Annotated in this window: 13 protein-coding genes and 1 riboswitch; of the genes, 8 read left to right on the top strand and 5 right to left on the bottom strand. The window is 45.8% G+C overall.

Annotation, left to right across the window (positions count from 1 at the left end; genetic code table 11):
* Positions 1-6: 6 nt before the first annotated feature.
* The 3 genes from hutH to GRQ40_RS02425 form a co-directional block, all read right to left on the bottom strand.
* On the bottom strand, positions 7-1,533 hold the full coding sequence (gene hutH / locus GRQ40_RS02435; protein WP_066146619.1) for a histidine ammonia-lyase: 1,527 nt from the start codon (positions 1,531-1,533) through the stop codon (positions 7-9).
* Between the two features lie 258 nt (positions 1,534-1,791).
* Entirely contained in the window at positions 1,792-2,241 is a 450-nt protein-coding gene (hutP, locus tag GRQ40_RS02430; protein ID WP_159719299.1) for a histidine utilization transcription antiterminator HutP, read from the bottom strand.
* 545 nt (positions 2,242-2,786) lie between these two features.
* Positions 2,787-4,145 carry a D-serine ammonia-lyase gene (locus tag GRQ40_RS02425; protein ID WP_159720727.1) on the bottom strand — a complete coding sequence of 453 codons (1,359 nt, stop codon included), beginning with the start codon at positions 4,143-4,145 and terminating at the stop codon, positions 2,787-2,789.
* A 148-nt stretch (positions 4,146-4,293) separates the two neighbouring features.
* On the opposite strand from GRQ40_RS02425, the gene GRQ40_RS02420 reads away from it, so the two are divergent.
* The 7 genes from GRQ40_RS02420 (at position 4,294) to GRQ40_RS02390 (ending at position 11,254) form a co-directional block, all read left to right on the top strand.
* A complete protein-coding gene (locus tag GRQ40_RS02420; RefSeq protein ID WP_044743885.1) occupies positions 4,294-5,136 on the top strand; it encodes an SPFH domain-containing protein in 843 nt (280 codons plus the stop codon).
* A 14-nt stretch (positions 5,137-5,150) separates the two neighbouring features.
* Positions 5,151-5,324 carry a type II toxin-antitoxin system antitoxin gene (locus GRQ40_RS02415; RefSeq protein WP_044743904.1) on the top strand — a complete coding sequence of 58 codons (174 nt, stop codon included), beginning with the start codon at positions 5,151-5,153 and terminating at the stop codon, positions 5,322-5,324.
* Positions 5,325-5,959: 635 nt separating this feature from the next.
* Entirely contained in the window at positions 5,960-7,003 is a 1,044-nt protein-coding gene (locus GRQ40_RS02410) for an XdhC family protein (protein WP_159720725.1), read from the top strand.
* Positions 7,000-7,668 carry an NTP transferase domain-containing protein gene (locus GRQ40_RS02405; protein ID WP_159719298.1) on the top strand — a complete coding sequence of 223 codons (669 nt, stop codon included), beginning with the start codon at positions 7,000-7,002 and terminating at the stop codon, positions 7,666-7,668. The genes GRQ40_RS02410 and GRQ40_RS02405 overlap by 4 nt, the downstream gene beginning before the upstream one ends.
* Positions 7,625-9,937 (top strand): xanthine dehydrogenase family protein molybdopterin-binding subunit, encoded by a 2,313-nt coding sequence (locus tag GRQ40_RS02400; RefSeq protein WP_159720723.1) that lies wholly within the window; start codon positions 7,625-7,627, stop codon positions 9,935-9,937. The genes GRQ40_RS02405 and GRQ40_RS02400 overlap by 44 nt, the downstream gene beginning before the upstream one ends.
* A 1-nt stretch (position 9,938) precedes the next feature.
* Positions 9,939-10,778, top strand: coding sequence for an FAD binding domain-containing protein (locus GRQ40_RS02395; protein ID WP_159719297.1), 840 nt, complete (start codon positions 9,939-9,941; stop codon positions 10,776-10,778).
* Positions 10,775-11,254, top strand: coding sequence for a (2Fe-2S)-binding protein (locus GRQ40_RS02390; protein ID WP_044743889.1), 480 nt, complete (start codon positions 10,775-10,777; stop codon positions 11,252-11,254). Before GRQ40_RS02395 ends, GRQ40_RS02390 begins: the two co-directional genes overlap by 4 nt.
* Positions 11,255-11,378: 124 nt before the next feature.
* Here GRQ40_RS02390 and thiC read toward each other — a convergent pair whose 3' ends face one another.
* Together thiC and GRQ40_RS02380 are read right to left on the bottom strand one after the other, a co-directional pair.
* The gene (gene thiC / locus GRQ40_RS02385) at positions 11,379-13,100 is read right to left on the bottom strand and encodes a phosphomethylpyrimidine synthase ThiC (RefSeq protein ID WP_159719296.1); all 1,722 of its coding nucleotides are present in this window, start codon (positions 13,098-13,100) and stop codon (positions 11,379-11,381) included.
* A gap of 149 nt (positions 13,101-13,249) precedes the next feature.
* Positions 13,250-13,364: riboswitch (TPP riboswitch) on the bottom strand.
* A 65-nt stretch (positions 13,365-13,429) separates the two neighbouring features.
* Positions 13,430-14,683, bottom strand: coding sequence for a methyl-accepting chemotaxis protein (locus tag GRQ40_RS02380; RefSeq protein WP_080859724.1), 1,254 nt, complete (start codon positions 14,681-14,683; stop codon positions 13,430-13,432).
* A 593-nt stretch (positions 14,684-15,276) separates the two neighbouring features.
* Here GRQ40_RS02380 and GRQ40_RS02375 point away from each other — a divergent pair.
* A complete protein-coding gene (locus tag GRQ40_RS02375; RefSeq protein ID WP_159719295.1) occupies positions 15,277-16,158 on the top strand; it encodes an NAD(P)-dependent oxidoreductase in 882 nt (293 codons plus the stop codon).
* Positions 16,159-16,189 lie beyond the last annotated feature (31 nt).

The following is a 16,189-nucleotide window of genomic DNA, read 5'->3' as shown; positions in this document are numbered from 1 at the left end:
TCCTCCTCATGAATATTGATTAACAGGTGCGGGGTGAACGAGAAAAAAAGACTGATCCACTTCCTTCAGCCACTTTGCGGCCGCTTCTATATCTTTAGAAAACACGCGGTCTTTTGTAATCGATGGTACAATTTGACGCGTCGCTTCATAAAACGCTCTTGTCTTCGCAGCCATTTTGTCTACTCCGCGATGTTCAACCGCCTGCATCGCACAAATCAACTCAATCGCGAGTACCCTGCGCACATTTTGCAAAATGGCATAAGCGTGCCGGGAAGCAATGGTTCCCATGCTGACATGGTCCTCTTGATTAGCTGATGATGGAATAGAGTCCACGCTGGCTGGATGAGCGAGCGTTTTATTTTCTGAGACAAGCGCCGCCGCCGCATATTGCATAATCATGGCACCTGATTGCAAGCCAGGAGCTGGGCTCAAAAACGGCGGCAGATCACTCAGTTGCGGGTTGACGAGCCGTTCGATCCTCCGCTCGGAAATATTGGCCAGCTCGGCGAGCGCAATTTTCATAAAATCCAGCGCTAATGCAATCGGTTGACCATGGAAATTTCCACCAGAGATCACAGACGCTCCATCATCAAAAATTAATGGGTTGTCAGTGGCGGCGTTCATTTCAATTTCCAATTTTTCTTTTACATAATCAAGCGCCTGCCATGAAGCGCCATGTACTTGCGGAATACAACGAAGCGAATAAGCATCTTGTACGCGCAGTTGCCCTTGTTTGGTCACGAGACGGCTGTCAGCTAAATAGGTGCGAATCCTTGCGGCTACTTCCGTCTGTTGATGATAGCCGCGAGCAAGATGGACTCGTTCATCAAATGCATCCATAATTCCCTGTAGCCCTTCCAGAGTCATGGCTGCAATGAGTTCGCTTTCATATGCCAGCTGTTCAGCTTCTAAATACCCGACAACTCCCATCGCTGTCATCGCCTGCGTGCCATTGATCAGCGCTAATCCCTCTTTCGCCTTTAAGGTAATGGGAGTGAGTCCTTCTTCTGCAAGAGCTTCCATAGCAGGCACTTGCTGTCCGCGATAAAATACTTCTCCTTCACCAAGCAGCGCCAATACTAAGTGAGACAGCGGCGCCAAATCTCCGCTCGCGCCTAACGAACCTTGCTGCGGAATGACGGGATGAATTTTGGCATTTAACAAATCCAACAGCCGTTCAATGACAACCGGGCGAACACCTGAATATCCTTTCAAGAGAGCGTTAGCCCGCAATAGCAGCATAGCGCGCGAAACAGACTCCGGAAATGGTTCACCCACTCCGCATGCATGAGAATGGATTAAATTCCACTGCAGCTCCTCCACATCGTTTGCTTCAATTAATACGTCGCTGAACTTCCCAAATCCTGTATTGATTCCATATACCACCTTTTTCTTGCTAACAATCTCCTCGACTGCTTTCCGGCTCCGTTCGACCGCCTCCATACTATCTGTGGAGGCGATGACCACTTCCCCGTCGTATAGCACGCGCTTCACTTCGTTTAATGTCAACGTATGGCCGGTTAAAATCACCATTCGCTCCATCCCCCTTTGCTTTAGCAAAATAAAGGAGGAGGCCCTACCCACATCATTTATCGTTGTGGTACAGCCTCCTCCTGAACTTATCACTTTAGGCTATCCTATATATGACATGCTCCCACCACCTACGCTGACGTTAAGAGATGGGAACTTCTCGGATAATCCCTTCCTTAATGAAGAGAAGTGAACCGAGCAATTTCCATGTGTCCCACGGTTCTGTGCTGCTTTAACACTTCCTAACCATTGATAAAATGGTTAAATATGGTTTACCCCAAGACCAATCGTTTCATGCTCAAGCCCGCGAATGGGCGCTCCGATCGTTCCGTATAAAGCCACAGCGATCCATTCTCCTTCTGCCTCATTTTCATAAGGAGTCCCTCGCATCACGGCAAAACGAAGGCCGACCGTTCTCATGAGCCCACCCAATTCCACTTGGCCCCTTGTTACTCCTTGCATCGCTTCTAGCACAGCATGATACAGCGCATGCATTTCCCGATACAAGTCTCCATTTACAATGCCGTTTCGCTTCGCTGCCGTTTCAACGGCTGAAACAATTTTTTGCAGGTCCATAGAGCCGACTTTCCCTTTGCAATAACGCCAATTAAGCGCATTCAAATGGGCAATGAGCCCATGTTCTTCCTCATCCTCCAGCATGGCCATCAAAATAGCATTGCGGCCTACTCGATTTTTGGCTTGCTTAAGCACGAAAATCAACACCTATTGCTTAAATTTTCTAAATAAACTAATAGCTTATTGATATTGTAACGGCTTTGCTTGTAAATTGTCAATGAAAAAATACCATATTTTAACAAATTAACAAACTACCATATTACTTGGCTAAAGTCGATATTCGCTGTGCTTTAAGAAATGGTCTTCTACCAAACCTTGGTATCCGATCTAGAATCACGAGATGTTTGCTAATCCAGCATAATGATCCTAGAGTGAATTTTCTAGAATTGGACAACAGTTCCCCTATATTATGGGAAAACCTCAGCTTCAACAATATAGGGATTGCGTTTCCTGAAGATGGATTCATCCTTCTTTTCATTTTATGAAGGTCAATCCCACATGTTTGCATAACAAAACGAGCCAAAGGATGTCCTTCGGTTTCCTTCTCCTTTCTAAATTAGATGCTGCAGTCATATTTACAGAATAAAAATGCCCATTCCTTTCTGCATATGCAACTAAAAAATCAGTAGCTCTGTTCATTCGCAAAACATGCTAATATGACAAGCACCTTTACTCTTGTTTTATTGCTTCGCGATTTCTTTATACAAGGTCCTTCCTTTTTCAACATATTGTTTCATCTCGGGTGCCGGTACAAGGTTTCCTCCAGTAGCCCAGCATAAATGGGTCGCCTGTTTTATGCTTTTGGACAATTGACGCTGTTCTATATACGATGTTCCTTTCATAAACAAAGAAACAGGGCCATAGACTCCCGCCAGTGCAGACGGCTCCAGTGCAATGTCTTCTTGATCTTTCATAAGTGCTAGGAGCATCAATAAATGCCGATCTGCTACCGTATAAATGCCACTGATCAGCTTTTCTACCGCTTTGCCGACAAATCGAGATGGGCGGCCGACCGCAAGTCCATCCGCTTCTGTTCGGCCGTCAATCCCAAAATCTTGAACACATACTTGATCATGCATCCCTGTCATCATTCCTAATAACATGCATGGCGAATGCGTCGGCTCAGCAAAAAAACAATGAACCGCATCGCCAAACATGAGTTTCAATCCAAACGCAATACCGCCCGGCGCCCCTCCGACCCCACATGGGAGATAAACAAACAGAGGATGTTCGTGATCCACGACAATCCCTTTTTCCGCGAATTGCTGTTTAAGGCGCAAAGCCGCAACTGCATAGCCAAGAAATAAATCGGCTGAATTTTCATCATCAATAAAATAGTTATTCGGATCGCTTTCTGCCTCTCTTCTTCCTTGTTCCACTGCCGTGCTGTAATCGGCTGAATGCTCAATCACGTGCGCGCCATTTTTTCGCAGCAAATCTTTTTTCCATTGTTTTGCTTCCGCCGACATGTGTACATTGACGCGAAAACCGAGCTTGGTTCCCATGATGCCGATGCTCAAACCAAGATTTCCTGTCGATCCAACCGTAATCGTGTACTGTGAAAAGAACGATCGGAACGCATCGCCCGCTAACACCGAATAGTCCTCTTCGCGCGACAAAAGCCCATGCTGTAATGCAAGCGCTTCGGCATGCTTCAATACTTCGTAAATTCCTCCTCTTGCTTTAATCGATCCAGCAATCGGCAAATGGCTGTCGCATTTTAGCAGCATTTTGCCCGGTACATGCTGGCCAAATACCTTACCTAATAGCTGCTGCATCCCGCTTATTTCCAACAGCGATGATTCGATGATTCCGTTTGCCTGCCTAGTTTCTGGAAAAACAGTGGCAATGAATGGAGCAAAACGCTTCAGTCTCTCTTCAGCTTCCTGTACGTCATGCAAATGAAAAGATTGTTCGCTTATTGCCGCATGAAACGGCTGATAGGCTGGATTGAACCAGAACGCTTCCTCCAATGATATTAGTTGCTCCAGCAATGGATAATCCTTCAACCAATCCTTAAGCTCTTTTCCATGAATCATCTGTGTCATCCTATCCACCTTCCCTTCTATATATCACTATACCGGATTACCATTCATTTTTATGTAATGTAAAAAACAATCTTTTGTTTACATATTTTTCAAATTATGATATCATAATGATATAATCCATAATAAGGAGATGATTTTTATGAGAGAAAGCAAGGCTTGGTACGTAAACGGATTTTTAGGCATTTTGTTTATTCTCCTTTTCCTCATTGTCGCCGCTATCTCACTTTTACAACAAATGCTAATGCCTGCCATTGTACTTGCTGTATTGGCTGTTTTATTAGCAACAGGGATCACGATTGTTGAACCGAATCAAGCAAAAGTCGTCACTTTTTTTGGTCGCTACTTGGGAAGTATTCGCGATAGCGGCTTGTTTCTCACCATTCCGTTGACACGTCGCCAAACCGTGTCTCTCCGCGTCCGCAACTTTAACAGCAGTACATTGAAAGTTAACGATATTGAAGGGAATCCAATTGAAATTGCTGCCGTCATCGTCTTTAAAGTGATTGATTCTGCTAAAGCTGTTTTCGATGTCGACAATTATGAAAAGTTCGTTGCTGTGCAAAGCGAAACAGCGATCCGCCATGTAGCGACGAAATACCCATACGACACTTTTGAGCATGAAGAGATTACGTTAAGAGGAAATGCCGATATCATCTCTGATGTTCTCGCTACCGAATTGCAAGAACGTCTCAAAGTCGCTGGCGTTCAAGTAGTGGAAGCTCGCCTCAGCCATCTCGCCTACTCTCCAGAGATTGCTAGCGCGATGCTGCAACGGCAACAAGCAGCCGCTATTTTAGCCGCGCGCAAGAAGATTGTTGAAGGGGCTGTGTCTATGGCGCAAATGGCGATTGAACAGCTTGAGAAAGAGGGAGTTTTAGAATTAGACGATGAAAGAAAAGCAAACATGGTTAATAATCTAATGGTGGCGATCGTCTCTGAGCGAGCTGCACAGCCGGTTATTAATACTGGTAGTTTATATTGATGGTTGTGAGTCTTATGGCCAAAAAGAAAAATTTTCCATTAAGAATCGATCCGCACTTATACGAGGTGCTTGAACGTTGGGCACAAGACGAATTCCGCAGCGTCAACGCTCACATCGAGTTTTTATTGCGAGAAGCGGCCCGTAAAGAAGGCCGTTTAAAAAAAGAGGGAAAAAAAGAACAGGAATAAACCGTCATTTCTCTCTTTTTATTAAAACTTCAAGCTGCAAAGTGAAGAGGTCATCTCCCGACGGTCGGTCACGCTTTGGCGTGATCAAAACTCTTCCGATCCTTGATTTTTGCAGATATCGTCCGTTCCATCTGTATGTAAACGCCTGAACAGCGAACCGCTTCCTCGATCAAAGAATAGCCCTCGAAGCGATGCTGTTCAGGTTTTTTCTTGTATTTGAATGACAGCAGCAAACCACAGCCCTCTCCAGTCATCGACATCGCCAGGTCATTCAAAAATTCCCTAACATATAGGCCCCAATAGAAAACTCGATCTTCATCAGACATTTCAAGGCTAGATGATTTTTTCAGTCATGACGAATTTCCAAAAGAATACAATAGTAATAGCAGTGGATGATAAGCCCAAGATGCGAGTCACTATTCTATCCTTTATCATCCTTCTCCGCAACCAGCGGAATCGATGCAGCCACTTCATCAGGTTCCTCACCGATTATGCGACTCTCCTCCTTCTCCCTGTCATTTCATCTCAAACATCTCTCCTTCATTCGATTACAGAAACAGCAGCTGATGAGGTGGTTGATCATCATCAAACACCGATACTTGGCAAAATTTTTTTGCGGTGGTGAGAAACGAAAAATGGAAAACTACCATACTGTCCTAGAGGCTATCACTTCCTCACAAAAACAAGGAATACTGGCGATCATTGTCCATGTCGAGGGGGCGGCATACCAAAAGGAAGGAGCGTGCATGTGGATAGATGAACAAGGTTACATAACAGGACTCATTAGCGGCGGATGTCTCGAAGAAACCCTTTCCATCCAAGCACAAGAAATATGGCAAAGCCAACGGCCGACCATTGTTACGTTTGATCTTAAACAGGAAGATGATTTGTCATGGGGGCAAGGTGTCGGATGCAACGGAACGATTCAGCTTTTATTGCTGCCTATCACGGAACAGCTGAGAGCCGATTTGTTAACAGTCAAAAGACATTTAGAACAAAACCAACACGTTTTAATGGTAAAAAAATGGGGAGAAGCGGCAACTGACGAGAATAGCTGGCTATTTTTAGCTGAAAATGGACAGCGATGGGGAAATGTTGAATATGAAATTCCTGCCGACCTATTAAACCAACGGCATGCTGTCGGCACGTTTCAATCAAAGAATGGGATTTTCACTATTTCTGGGACTTCTTTTTATTTGCAGCACTTTTGGCCCAAACCGCGCCTTATTATTTTTGGAGCGAACCATGATGTCAAACCGCTCGCGTCATTTGCCAAGCAGACGGGATTTTCTGTCACTGTCGTCGATTGGCGGCCTGCTCTTTGCTGCCCCGAGCAGATTCCAGATGCCGATCAGTGGATGGTTGGCTTTCCGAAAGAAGCAATCCCTCAGCTTCGTTTATGCGAACGAGATTTTGTCGTGATTATGACCCATCAGTTTCAGCGTGACCAAGAGCTTGTGTCTCTTCTTAGCCAACAGCCACTATTCTATTGTGGCATTTTAGGACCGAAAAGGCGCACCGCACGCCTCTTTCCCGATTTCTCCATTCCCGATGGTATCCATTCGCCAATTGGACTTTCCATCGGTGCGCGCGGCCCTGAAGAAATTGCGATCAGCATTTTAGCAGAAATGATTCATGTGCTGCGAAAACATCCATCTCCAGAAGGGGGAATAAGATGAAAGCTCCTCGAACCGTCGGGATTTACTTAGCCGCTGGAAAAAGTGCAAGAATGGGAACCGATAAACGATTGCTTCCATTTGCTGACTATTCTCTCGGATCCACTGCCTTACAAGCAGCCGTTTTGTCTTCCCTTTCTCACATTCTTGTGATTGTGCCTATGGAGGATCCACTTGACTGGATGCTACATGAATTACGTCATCATGAAAAATGCATCATCATTCGTTGCGCTTCTGATTGGGGATTCGCCCATTCATTGCGATGCGGACTCCATCTTGCTATCAAGCTTCATGCTGAAGCAGCCGTGGTAGTGCTGGCCGATCAACCATTTATTACAGCTGCTATGATTAATGATCTTATCAACGCTTATTGCCAACATCGCACCGATTATGTCGCTTTTTCATCCAAATCGAGGCCTTCTCCGCCCATTCTCTTTAGCGCTGCTTTATTCTCTGAACTGCTCGACATTTATGGTGACGAGGGAGCACGCCAGCTGTTTCGCAAGAATAGCCACTGGAATGGAAGGTTACTAACAGCCAATGACATGGACTTGTTTTTCGATATTGATACATTCGTAGACTATGAAACAGCGATCAGGCGCTGGAATCAAAAAAGGAGGGTTTATCATGATTGGAAAGAGCGTCATTCGCAAAGAGGCTTGGGATAAAGTAACTGGGCGGGCCAAATATACTCATGATAAGCTGCAGCAAGGCATGCTGCACGCCCATCTTGTTACAAGCCCTTATGCTCACGCTCTTATTCACGAAATTCACTTCGAAAAAGCGCTCTCCGTTCCAGGAGTACGCGCTGTCGTAACAGGAAAAGGACTTCCTCTGACAGGAGAGGATTTACGAGACCGGCCGCCAATCGCTTTTGATAAAGTGCGTTATCATGGTGAAGTAGTGGCGATCGTAGTCGCCGATACCCCTATACAAGCAGAGAAGGGAGCCAATCTGGTTCAAATCGTATACGAACCGCTCCCAACGGTCGGTTCGCCACGTGCCGCATTACAAGCTGACGCCCCATTGATTCATGAAAATCTAGGAAGCTATGAAAAAAATGATCACACTTATCCTGAACCGAATACGAATATCGCCCACCGCACCAAAATTCGCAAAGGCAATATGGAAAAAGGCTGGAGCGAAAGCGAAGTCGTGATTGAGACCAGCGTCGCATTTTCCCCCTCAGATCATTTAGCGATGGAAACAAGATGTGCAACAGCCGAAATTTTTCCGGACGGAAGGATTGAGATCACCGCCTCTACCCAGTCGCCATTTATGATCAAAAAACTAATCAGTACTTATTTTGGCGAAGATGTCGGAAAAGTGGTTGTGCATACGCCTTTGGTCGGCGGGGGTTACGGAGGAAAGGCACCCGTTCAATTAGAACTGCTCGCTTATTTAGCCTCTAAAGCAGTGAGAGGCCGTAAAGTCAGCGTTTGGAATACAAGGGAACAGGACATGATTACATCGCCCGTGCACATCGGAATGGAGGCGACTGTCAAGCTCGGTTGTACAAAGGATGGAATGATAAAGGCGGCTGAAATATTGTTTTTATTTGACGGAGGAGCCTACTCTGATAAAGCGATTGATGTCACTCGTGCTGCCGCAGTAGATTGCACAGGGCCCTATCGCATTGAAAATGTATGGTGCGATTCGCTCTGTATCTATACGAACCATCCATACGCCTCGCCTTTTCGTAGCTTTGGCCACTGTGAACAAGCCTTTGCCATTGAACGGGCCATGGATATATTAGCTGAAAAGCTGGGCATGGATAAGCTCGAGCTGCGGCTGAAAAATGCGATTTTGCCCGGCCATACGACTCCGACCCGCGTCCTTCTTAATCGAAGCAATGTCGGCAATTTGCCCGCTTGCATCAAACGGCTGCGCGAGCTCATTCAGTGGGATCAATGGCAGCGAATCGAACTAAATGCCCGCACTGTTCGCGCCAAGGGTGTGAGCTGCTCTTGGAAAACATCCACGATTGACACCGAGGCCAGCTCCGGTGCGATTGTAACTTTCAACCCTGATGGAAGCGTTAATCTCATGTCCGGCGTTGTCGAAATCGGCACAGGCTCTAAAACGGTTCTCGCCCAAATTCTTGCTGAAAAGCTAAAAATGGACATTGATGATATTCACGTAAAAATGGATATCGACACGCAAAGCACACCAGAGCATTGGAAAACAGTCGCCAGTCGCGGCACATTTATGGGGGGGCGAGCTGTGTTAAATGCAGCCGAAGATGCCATTCGGCAGTTAAAAGCGATCGCTGCTTGTGTGCTCCGCTCCCCCATCGAAGATTTAGAAGTCGGCTACGGCAAAGTATTTGTACGCGATGATCCTGCTATTTTTATTCCGATCAAAGATATTGCTTATGGCTATAAATATCCGAACGGAAACGCGATTGGCGGACAAATTATTGGACGCGGCAATTACACGTTGCGTCATTTAACTCCTCTTGATAAGGAAACAGGAGCAGGGAAGCCCGGCCCAGAGTGGACGGTATGTGCCCATGCAGTAGAAATTGAATTCGATAAACGCGATTGCACCTATCAAATTCTTAAAGCCGTATCGGTCGTTGATATCGGGGAAGTGCTCAATTGGAAAGCAGCGATCGGACAGATCATCGGGGCAATGAGCATGGGGCTGAGCTTTGCCAGCCGCGAAACCTTTTTATTTGACCGATATGAGCGCGTATTAAATCCACAGATACGGACCTATCAGCCAATCCGCTTTGGCGAGCATCCAGAATATATAGCCGATTTTATCAAAACACCTCAAATAGATGCACCTTATGGAGCACGAGGCGCTGGAGAGCACGGTCTCATCGGCATTCCTGCAGCACTGGCCAATGCCTTATCAATCGCTGCTGGCGTTCCTCTTAACAAATTGCCGCTGTTCCCTGAACAAATTTGGCGAGCGCAAAAGGGGAAATAATATGGTTTCATTTGATTTCACATACCATCGTCCATCATCAATCGAAGAGGCCGTTCAGTTATTTGCATCGCTTCAGCGTCAAGGAAAAACGCCCATCTATTATAGCGGAGGAACAGAAATCATTACCCTCTCGCGCCTAAATCTTGTATTTGCAGATGCCGTTATTGATATCAAGCACATTCCAGAATGCCAGTCATTTGACATTTCACAAAATCAATTAGTACTCGGCACCGCTCTTACTCTTACCGCTATTGAGGAAACAAACGCATTTCCGCTATTAGCCAAGGCGGCAAGTGAAATTGCAGATCGCACGGCGCGCAATCAGATTACGCTTGGAGGCAACATTTGCGGCCAAATTTTTTACCGTGAAACCGTACTGCCTCTTTTACTTGTAGACAGTGATATTGTGATTGCTGGAAAATCGGGGGTTCAGCAAAGACCAATTCATGAAGTCTTCCAGCAAAGCATCCAACTGCAGCCTGGGGAGTTTCTTGTGCAAGTCAAAATGAATGCGGCATATTTAACGATGCCCCATGTCCATATGAAACGCCGAAAACAGGGCAAGGTTGGCTACCCACTCGTCACCGTTTCCGCTTTAAAAAAAGGAAATGAACTCCGCACTGCTTTTAGCGGCGTCTGTCCATTTCCATTTCGTTCGCCAAAAGTAGAAGAGATGTTAAATGCCCGCCATCTTCCGATCGACGCACGAATCGACTATGCGTTACAGCAATTGCCCGAACCGATTTTGGATGATATCGAAGGTTCAGCGGAATATCGTTTATTTTTGTTAAAAAATACGCTTTGGGACATTCTTACTGAACTGGAGGAGGCCGAAAGATGAGTTCATCATCCAAATGTGAAATACCGCTTACTGTCAATGGAGAGAAATACTCCGTGATAGCCAGACAAGCGGATACACTTCTTTTTGTTCTTCGCAATCACCTTGGTTTGACAGGCGCCAAGCCGGGTTGTTTAAACGGCGATTGCGGTGCATGCACCGTATTGATGGATAAAACGCCGATTAAATCGTGTATGATACTAGCCATTGAAGCCATTGGAAAATCTGTTACAACCATTGAGGGATTGCGCGATGCCCCCATCCAACGAGCATTTGTCGAGCATTTCGCCTTTCAATGCGGCTATTGCACGCCCGGGTTTATTATGAACGCCCATGCTCTTGTTGAAAGCACGCCGAACGCCTCGGAACCAATCATTGAAAAGTGGCTTGAATCCAATGTTTGTCGTTGCACCAGCTACTTTGAAATTGAGCAGGCGGTCAAATCTGTGCTCGCAGAAAAGCAAGCAAGCAAAGACTGATTACTTTTTAGCCTTTCCCGCCATATTGGCCGGGAAAGGCTTTTCTGTGAATGAACCAGATGCTCCTCTTCATACGCACCGCGTGATCCGTCAGCAAGACAAATCCATGTCCTTATTGAGCTTATCATTGATAAAGTCTCGAACCGGTTTCAACAAACTCCTTCGCTTTTTGCTTCATCCCGTCCTCTTTTATGCTTTTTTGCAAATCATGGGAAATTTTCATCGAACAAAATTTGGGGCCGCACATGGAACAAAAATGAGCCACCTTCGCCCCTTCCGCCGGGAGTGTCTCATCGTGATATTCCCTAGCCCGTTCCGGGTCCAGCGAGAGATGGAATTGGTCGTTCCAACGAAACTCAAAGCGCGCTTTCGACAGCGCATCATCCCGCATTTGCGCTCCTGGATGCCCTTTCGCTAAGTCAGCAGCATGCGCCGCAATTTTATAAGCAATCACTCCTTGGCGCACATCCTCCTTATTCGGCAATCCTAAATGCTCTTTCGGCGTCACATAACAAAGCATCGCGGTTCCATACCAGCCGATCATTGCCGCACCGATCGCTGATGTAATATGGTCATATCCCGGGGCGATATCCGTCGTCAGCGGACCAAGCGTATAAAATGGCGCACCATGGCAAATCTCCATCTGCCTGTCGACATTTTCTTTGATTTTATCCATCGGCACATGCCCAGGCCCTTCAATCATCACTTGGACATCATGCTTCCATGCTATTTGAGTGAGCTCGCCAAGCGTCTCTAATTCTGCAAATTGCGCTTCATCATTGGCATCGGCAATCGATCCAGGCCGCAAACCGTCTCCTAACGATATGGCGATATCATAGGACTTTAAAATTTCGCAAATTTCCTCAAAATGAGTGTATAAGAAATTTTCCTGATGATGGGCCAAACACCATTGCGCCATAATCGAGCCACCGCGCGACACAATTCCTGTTGTTCTTCCAATGGTCAACGGTATATAACGAAGCAATACCCCAGCGTGAATCGTAAAATAGTCAACTCCTTGTTCAGCCTGCTCAATCAGTGTATCGCGATAAACTTCCCACGATAAATCTTCAACTATTCCATTCACCTTTTCCAACGCTTGATAGATCGGAACCGTCCCAACCGGAACAGGGGAATTGCGAATAATAAACTCTCTCGTCGTATGAATCTGCTTTCCTGTTGATAAATCCATAATCGTATCTGCTCCCCAGCGGACAGCCCAGAGCATTTTCTCCACTTCCTCGTCAATTGATGAAGTGACGGCTGAATTGCCGATATTAGCGTTAATTTTGACATGAAAACGTCTCCCAATAATCATTGGTTCACTTTCCGGATGGTTGATATTGGCTGGGATAATCGCCCGCCCGGCCGCGATCTCTTGACGGACCAGCTCTGGATCCATCTGCTCCCGAATAGCGACAAATTCCATCTCCGGAGTAACGATTCCGCGTTTCGCATAATGCATTTGTGTGACTGCCTTGCCATTTTTGGCGCGTAGCGGCGTCCGCTTAAAGGGAAGATAGACGTTCGATTCCTTTCCTTTCGAGAGACCGTTGTCCTCTGGACGCACGGGCCGTCCTTCATATTCCTCGACATCGTCTCTTTCTAAAATCCAACGCTTGCGCAGTTCAGGAAGCCCGCGGTAAATATCTGCTTGAAATTCCGTGTCGGTATACGGTCCGCTTGTGTCATATACACAGATCGGATCGTTTTTAGACTCTCCGGCTTCCGTCTTGGTTGGGCTTAGCGTAATTTCACGCATAGGAACGCGAATATCAGGACGCGATCCTTCTACATACACTTTTTTACTGGCTGAAAACGGCATAGAAGATAAAACGTTTTGCATGCAACCCTTCCTCCTTTTTGTTTCATTCGATCTAAGGGCTACACCAAAACGTACGAAAAAAAGACGGTGGGGAAAAAGCAAAAATCGGGTTCTCCAAAAAGAGAACCCGATGGAATCAACAAATAGCGCAAAGTATATGCAACAATCCATACTCCCACTATCTACTTCCCTACGCTGGCATAACCCAGATCAGGTTCAAAGGGTCAAAGAACTTTCGCGCGTTCTTCTCTCAGTCCAAGCTATTGGACTCCCCTAGTAGATCCATTATTTACTTTTAGAGAAATTTTAGCATATTTATTCATTTATGTAAACATTTTTCTTATGTTTTCCTATACCCGAAATTTCCCTAATAGATTCTGCATTTCTCCAGCCATTTCATTCAGCGCAGAAGCAGAAGAAGCGATTTCTTCCATAGAAGCCATCTGTTCTTGGGTCGCTGCTGAAATATGGCTAGAGCCCGCTGACGATTGTTCCACGATTTCTGCCATATGTTCAATGGCTGAAGCAACGTTCTGGGCGCTTTGCGTCATTTGGCGAATCACGACTGAAACTCCTTCAATTTGTTCATTGACCCCGTTAATAGATTGCCGGATTTGTTCAAAAGAAAGTCCGGCTGTTTGAACGACATGAAGCCCTTGAGAAACTTCATCGGCAACAACATCCATTGACCCAATGGCTTTATCGGTTTCTTGTTGAATGTCATCAATTAATTTTGTAATTTGCTGGGCGGATTGTGCCGATTGCTCCGCCAGCTTTCTCACTTCATCAGCGACAACGGCAAATCCCTTCCCTTGCTCTCCCGCCCGCGCTGCCTCGATTGCCGCATTTAATGCGAGCAAGTTGGTTTGTGAAGAAATCCCTGTGATGACTTGCGTGATTTGGCCGATTTCAGTAGAACGTTCTCCTAATCCTTTAATGATTTGACCGAGCAATTGGACATGCTCATGAATAAAACGCATTTGCTCTTCCATTTTTTCAATCGATTGTTTTCCTGCTGCCGCTTTCATCAACATTTCACCTGCATTCGTGGTCACCTGTTCTGTATTCGCAGCGACTTGCAGTAAGGAACTGGAAATTTCATTCATGGAATAAGACGTTTCTTTTGTCATCTTGGCTTGTTGGTCTGAGTGAGATACGATGTTTTCCATGGTTGTTGCAATTTGTTCCGTCGCTTTTGTTGTTTGCTCCGTATTATGGGAAAGCTGCTCGGCAAATAACGTCATCTCATCTGAATGGCGCTTCATATGCGCCATGACCTCACCCCATGTTTTGGCCATTTCGTTCATGCAAAGAGCGATCGGCCTCAGTTCTTTGACACTCTCCACAGGAACTCGCACAGATAAATCGCCTTCCGTCATTTTTTCTAAATAGTCATTAATGATCGCAATCGGTGCAACAAAACGACGATAATTCAAAGTAGCTGACAAAATACCTAGAACAATGCCAAATAATGCCGTCCCTGCTATGGTCCATCCAAAAGCGGAACCGCTGATCCCGTTTCCTAAGCATACCGCTAGAGCAATTAGCACCACTCCAGGAATAACAACCATCAGAGTGCGAATAATATAGCTTGATAGTGACACCTTTGTTCCCTCCGAATTTTCAGTCAATTCATAAATATTATATCATTCCTTTTCTACAAAACGGAAGATAATTTTTATTATAGTATACCTTTAAAAACCGACATATTAAGACATATAAATTATATATTCGCTCTTATTATTTTATAAATATAACGAACAACGACTATTTGATTCTTCACTTATTCCATTTCGTCTCATGAAGCATTGGGCATTTCTCTAGGACTATCGCATGCTGAATATTTTCCTCGTAGCGGATCTGCTTGCTCCATGTGATAGAAATCGGCAAGAGCCTGCTTTTCAGTGCGTAAAAATGGAGGCAGCCCTCCCCTAGCTATCTATTTCTCCCTCTTTGCAAAATCACAGCGATTGATTGCTCCTGTTATCAACTCTGACTTCGCATTCCACTTCAGCGCTGGCGTTTCCCTTGAATCACACGAAACAAAAGTGGTAAAATCACGAAAAAAAAAGAGCCAATATTATCCCATGAAACAGGGAAAAACGCCCCCCTCCTTTTCCATGGGCGGGAATACCTAACCCCCCCTTCTCGGCAAAGTGTAGGTGGGAAGCGTTCAAAAAAGGAAAGGGGATTAACGATGATCGGATTCATTGGTCTAGGACTTATGGGAAGCCGTATGGCAAGAAATTTACTTGAAATCGGGCATGAGCTTATCGTCCATAACCGCACAAAAGAAAAAGCTGCTCCGCTGTTAGAAGCAGGAGCAAAGTGGGCCAATTCGCCGAAAGAAGCCGCTGAACAAGCCGATGTACTCTTTACGATGCTTGCCCATCCAAAAGCGGTTGAAGCCGCTGCTTTTGGGGAAAACGGCTTTTTGCATCATTTATCGCCAGAAAAGCTGTGGGTGGACTGCAGCACGGTGGATCCGTCCTTTACGCGCCAAATGGCAGAAGAGGCCAGAAAGCGAGGCATTCGCTTTTTAGATGCTCCTGTCTCCGGCTCGGTGATTCCGGCCGAAAAAGGAGAGTTAGTCTTTTTTGTAGGCGGGGATCCGAAAGATCTTAAGAAAGTGGAACCGATGTTGAATGCCATGGGCAAAGCGATCCATTATCAAGGAGAAAATGGCAAAGGAACAGCCATGAAGCTTGTCGTGAATCTAATGCTCGCTCATTCAATGGCAGCTTTCGCGGAGGCGGTCACACTTGGCGAAGCGCTTGGTTTAGAGACAGAAACGGTTGTCAACACGCTTCTGAACGGTCCGACCGCTGCCCCCTTTTTAAACGGGAAACGCGAAAAAATTCTTCAGCGCCAGTTCGCAACAGAATTCCCGCTTGCATATATGCAAAAGGATTTACAGCTGATCGCCCAAGCCGCTTATGAGCATCACATTTCTTTGCCGCTTACGAATGTCGCCAAAGAAATCTATGCCCTCGCCAGCCAGAATGGATGGGCTCAGGAAGATTTTTCAGCGATTTATTCGTTTTTATCAACCAAAAAAAATAACCGCCTGTCTCCATAAACAGCGCAGCGACAGGCAGCGGATATTCCTT

Origin of the sequence: Anoxybacillus sp. PDR2, from assembly GCF_009834045.1 — a bacterium.
Taxonomy (GTDB): domain Bacteria; phylum Bacillota; class Bacilli; order Bacillales; family Anoxybacillaceae; genus Anoxybacteroides; species Anoxybacteroides rupiense.
Note: the sequence above shows the minus strand (reverse complement) of the source record. Positions and strands in the feature narration are given on the sequence as shown.

Bases quoted from the DNA above. Each gene is read 5' to 3' on its own strand.
- hutH (WP_066146619.1), bottom strand. From the start codon at position 1,533: ATGGTGATTTTAACCGGCCATACGTTGACATTAAACGAAGTGAAGCGC.
- GRQ40_RS02425 (WP_159720727.1), bottom strand. From the start codon at position 4,145: ATGATTCATGGAAAAGAGCTTAAGGATTGGTTGAAGGATTATCCATTG.
- GRQ40_RS02420 (WP_044743885.1), top strand. From the start codon at position 4,294: ATGAGAGAAAGCAAGGCTTGGTACGTAAACGGATTTTTAGGCATTTTG.
- GRQ40_RS02415 (WP_044743904.1), top strand. From the start codon at position 5,151: ATGGCCAAAAAGAAAAATTTTCCATTAAGAATCGATCCGCACTTATAC.
- GRQ40_RS02410 (WP_159720725.1), top strand. From the start codon at position 5,960: ATGGAAAACTACCATACTGTCCTAGAGGCTATCACTTCCTCACAAAAA.
- GRQ40_RS02405 (WP_159719298.1), top strand. From the start codon at position 7,000: ATGAAAGCTCCTCGAACCGTCGGGATTTACTTAGCCGCTGGAAAAAGT.
- GRQ40_RS02395 (WP_159719297.1), top strand. From the start codon at position 9,939: ATGGTTTCATTTGATTTCACATACCATCGTCCATCATCAATCGAAGAG.
- GRQ40_RS02390 (WP_044743889.1), top strand. From the start codon at position 10,775: ATGAGTTCATCATCCAAATGTGAAATACCGCTTACTGTCAATGGAGAG.
- thiC (WP_159719296.1), bottom strand. From the start codon at position 13,100: ATGCAAAACGTTTTATCTTCTATGCCGTTTTCAGCCAGTAAAAAAGTG.
- GRQ40_RS02375 (WP_159719295.1), top strand. From the start codon at position 15,277: ATGATCGGATTCATTGGTCTAGGACTTATGGGAAGCCGTATGGCAAGA.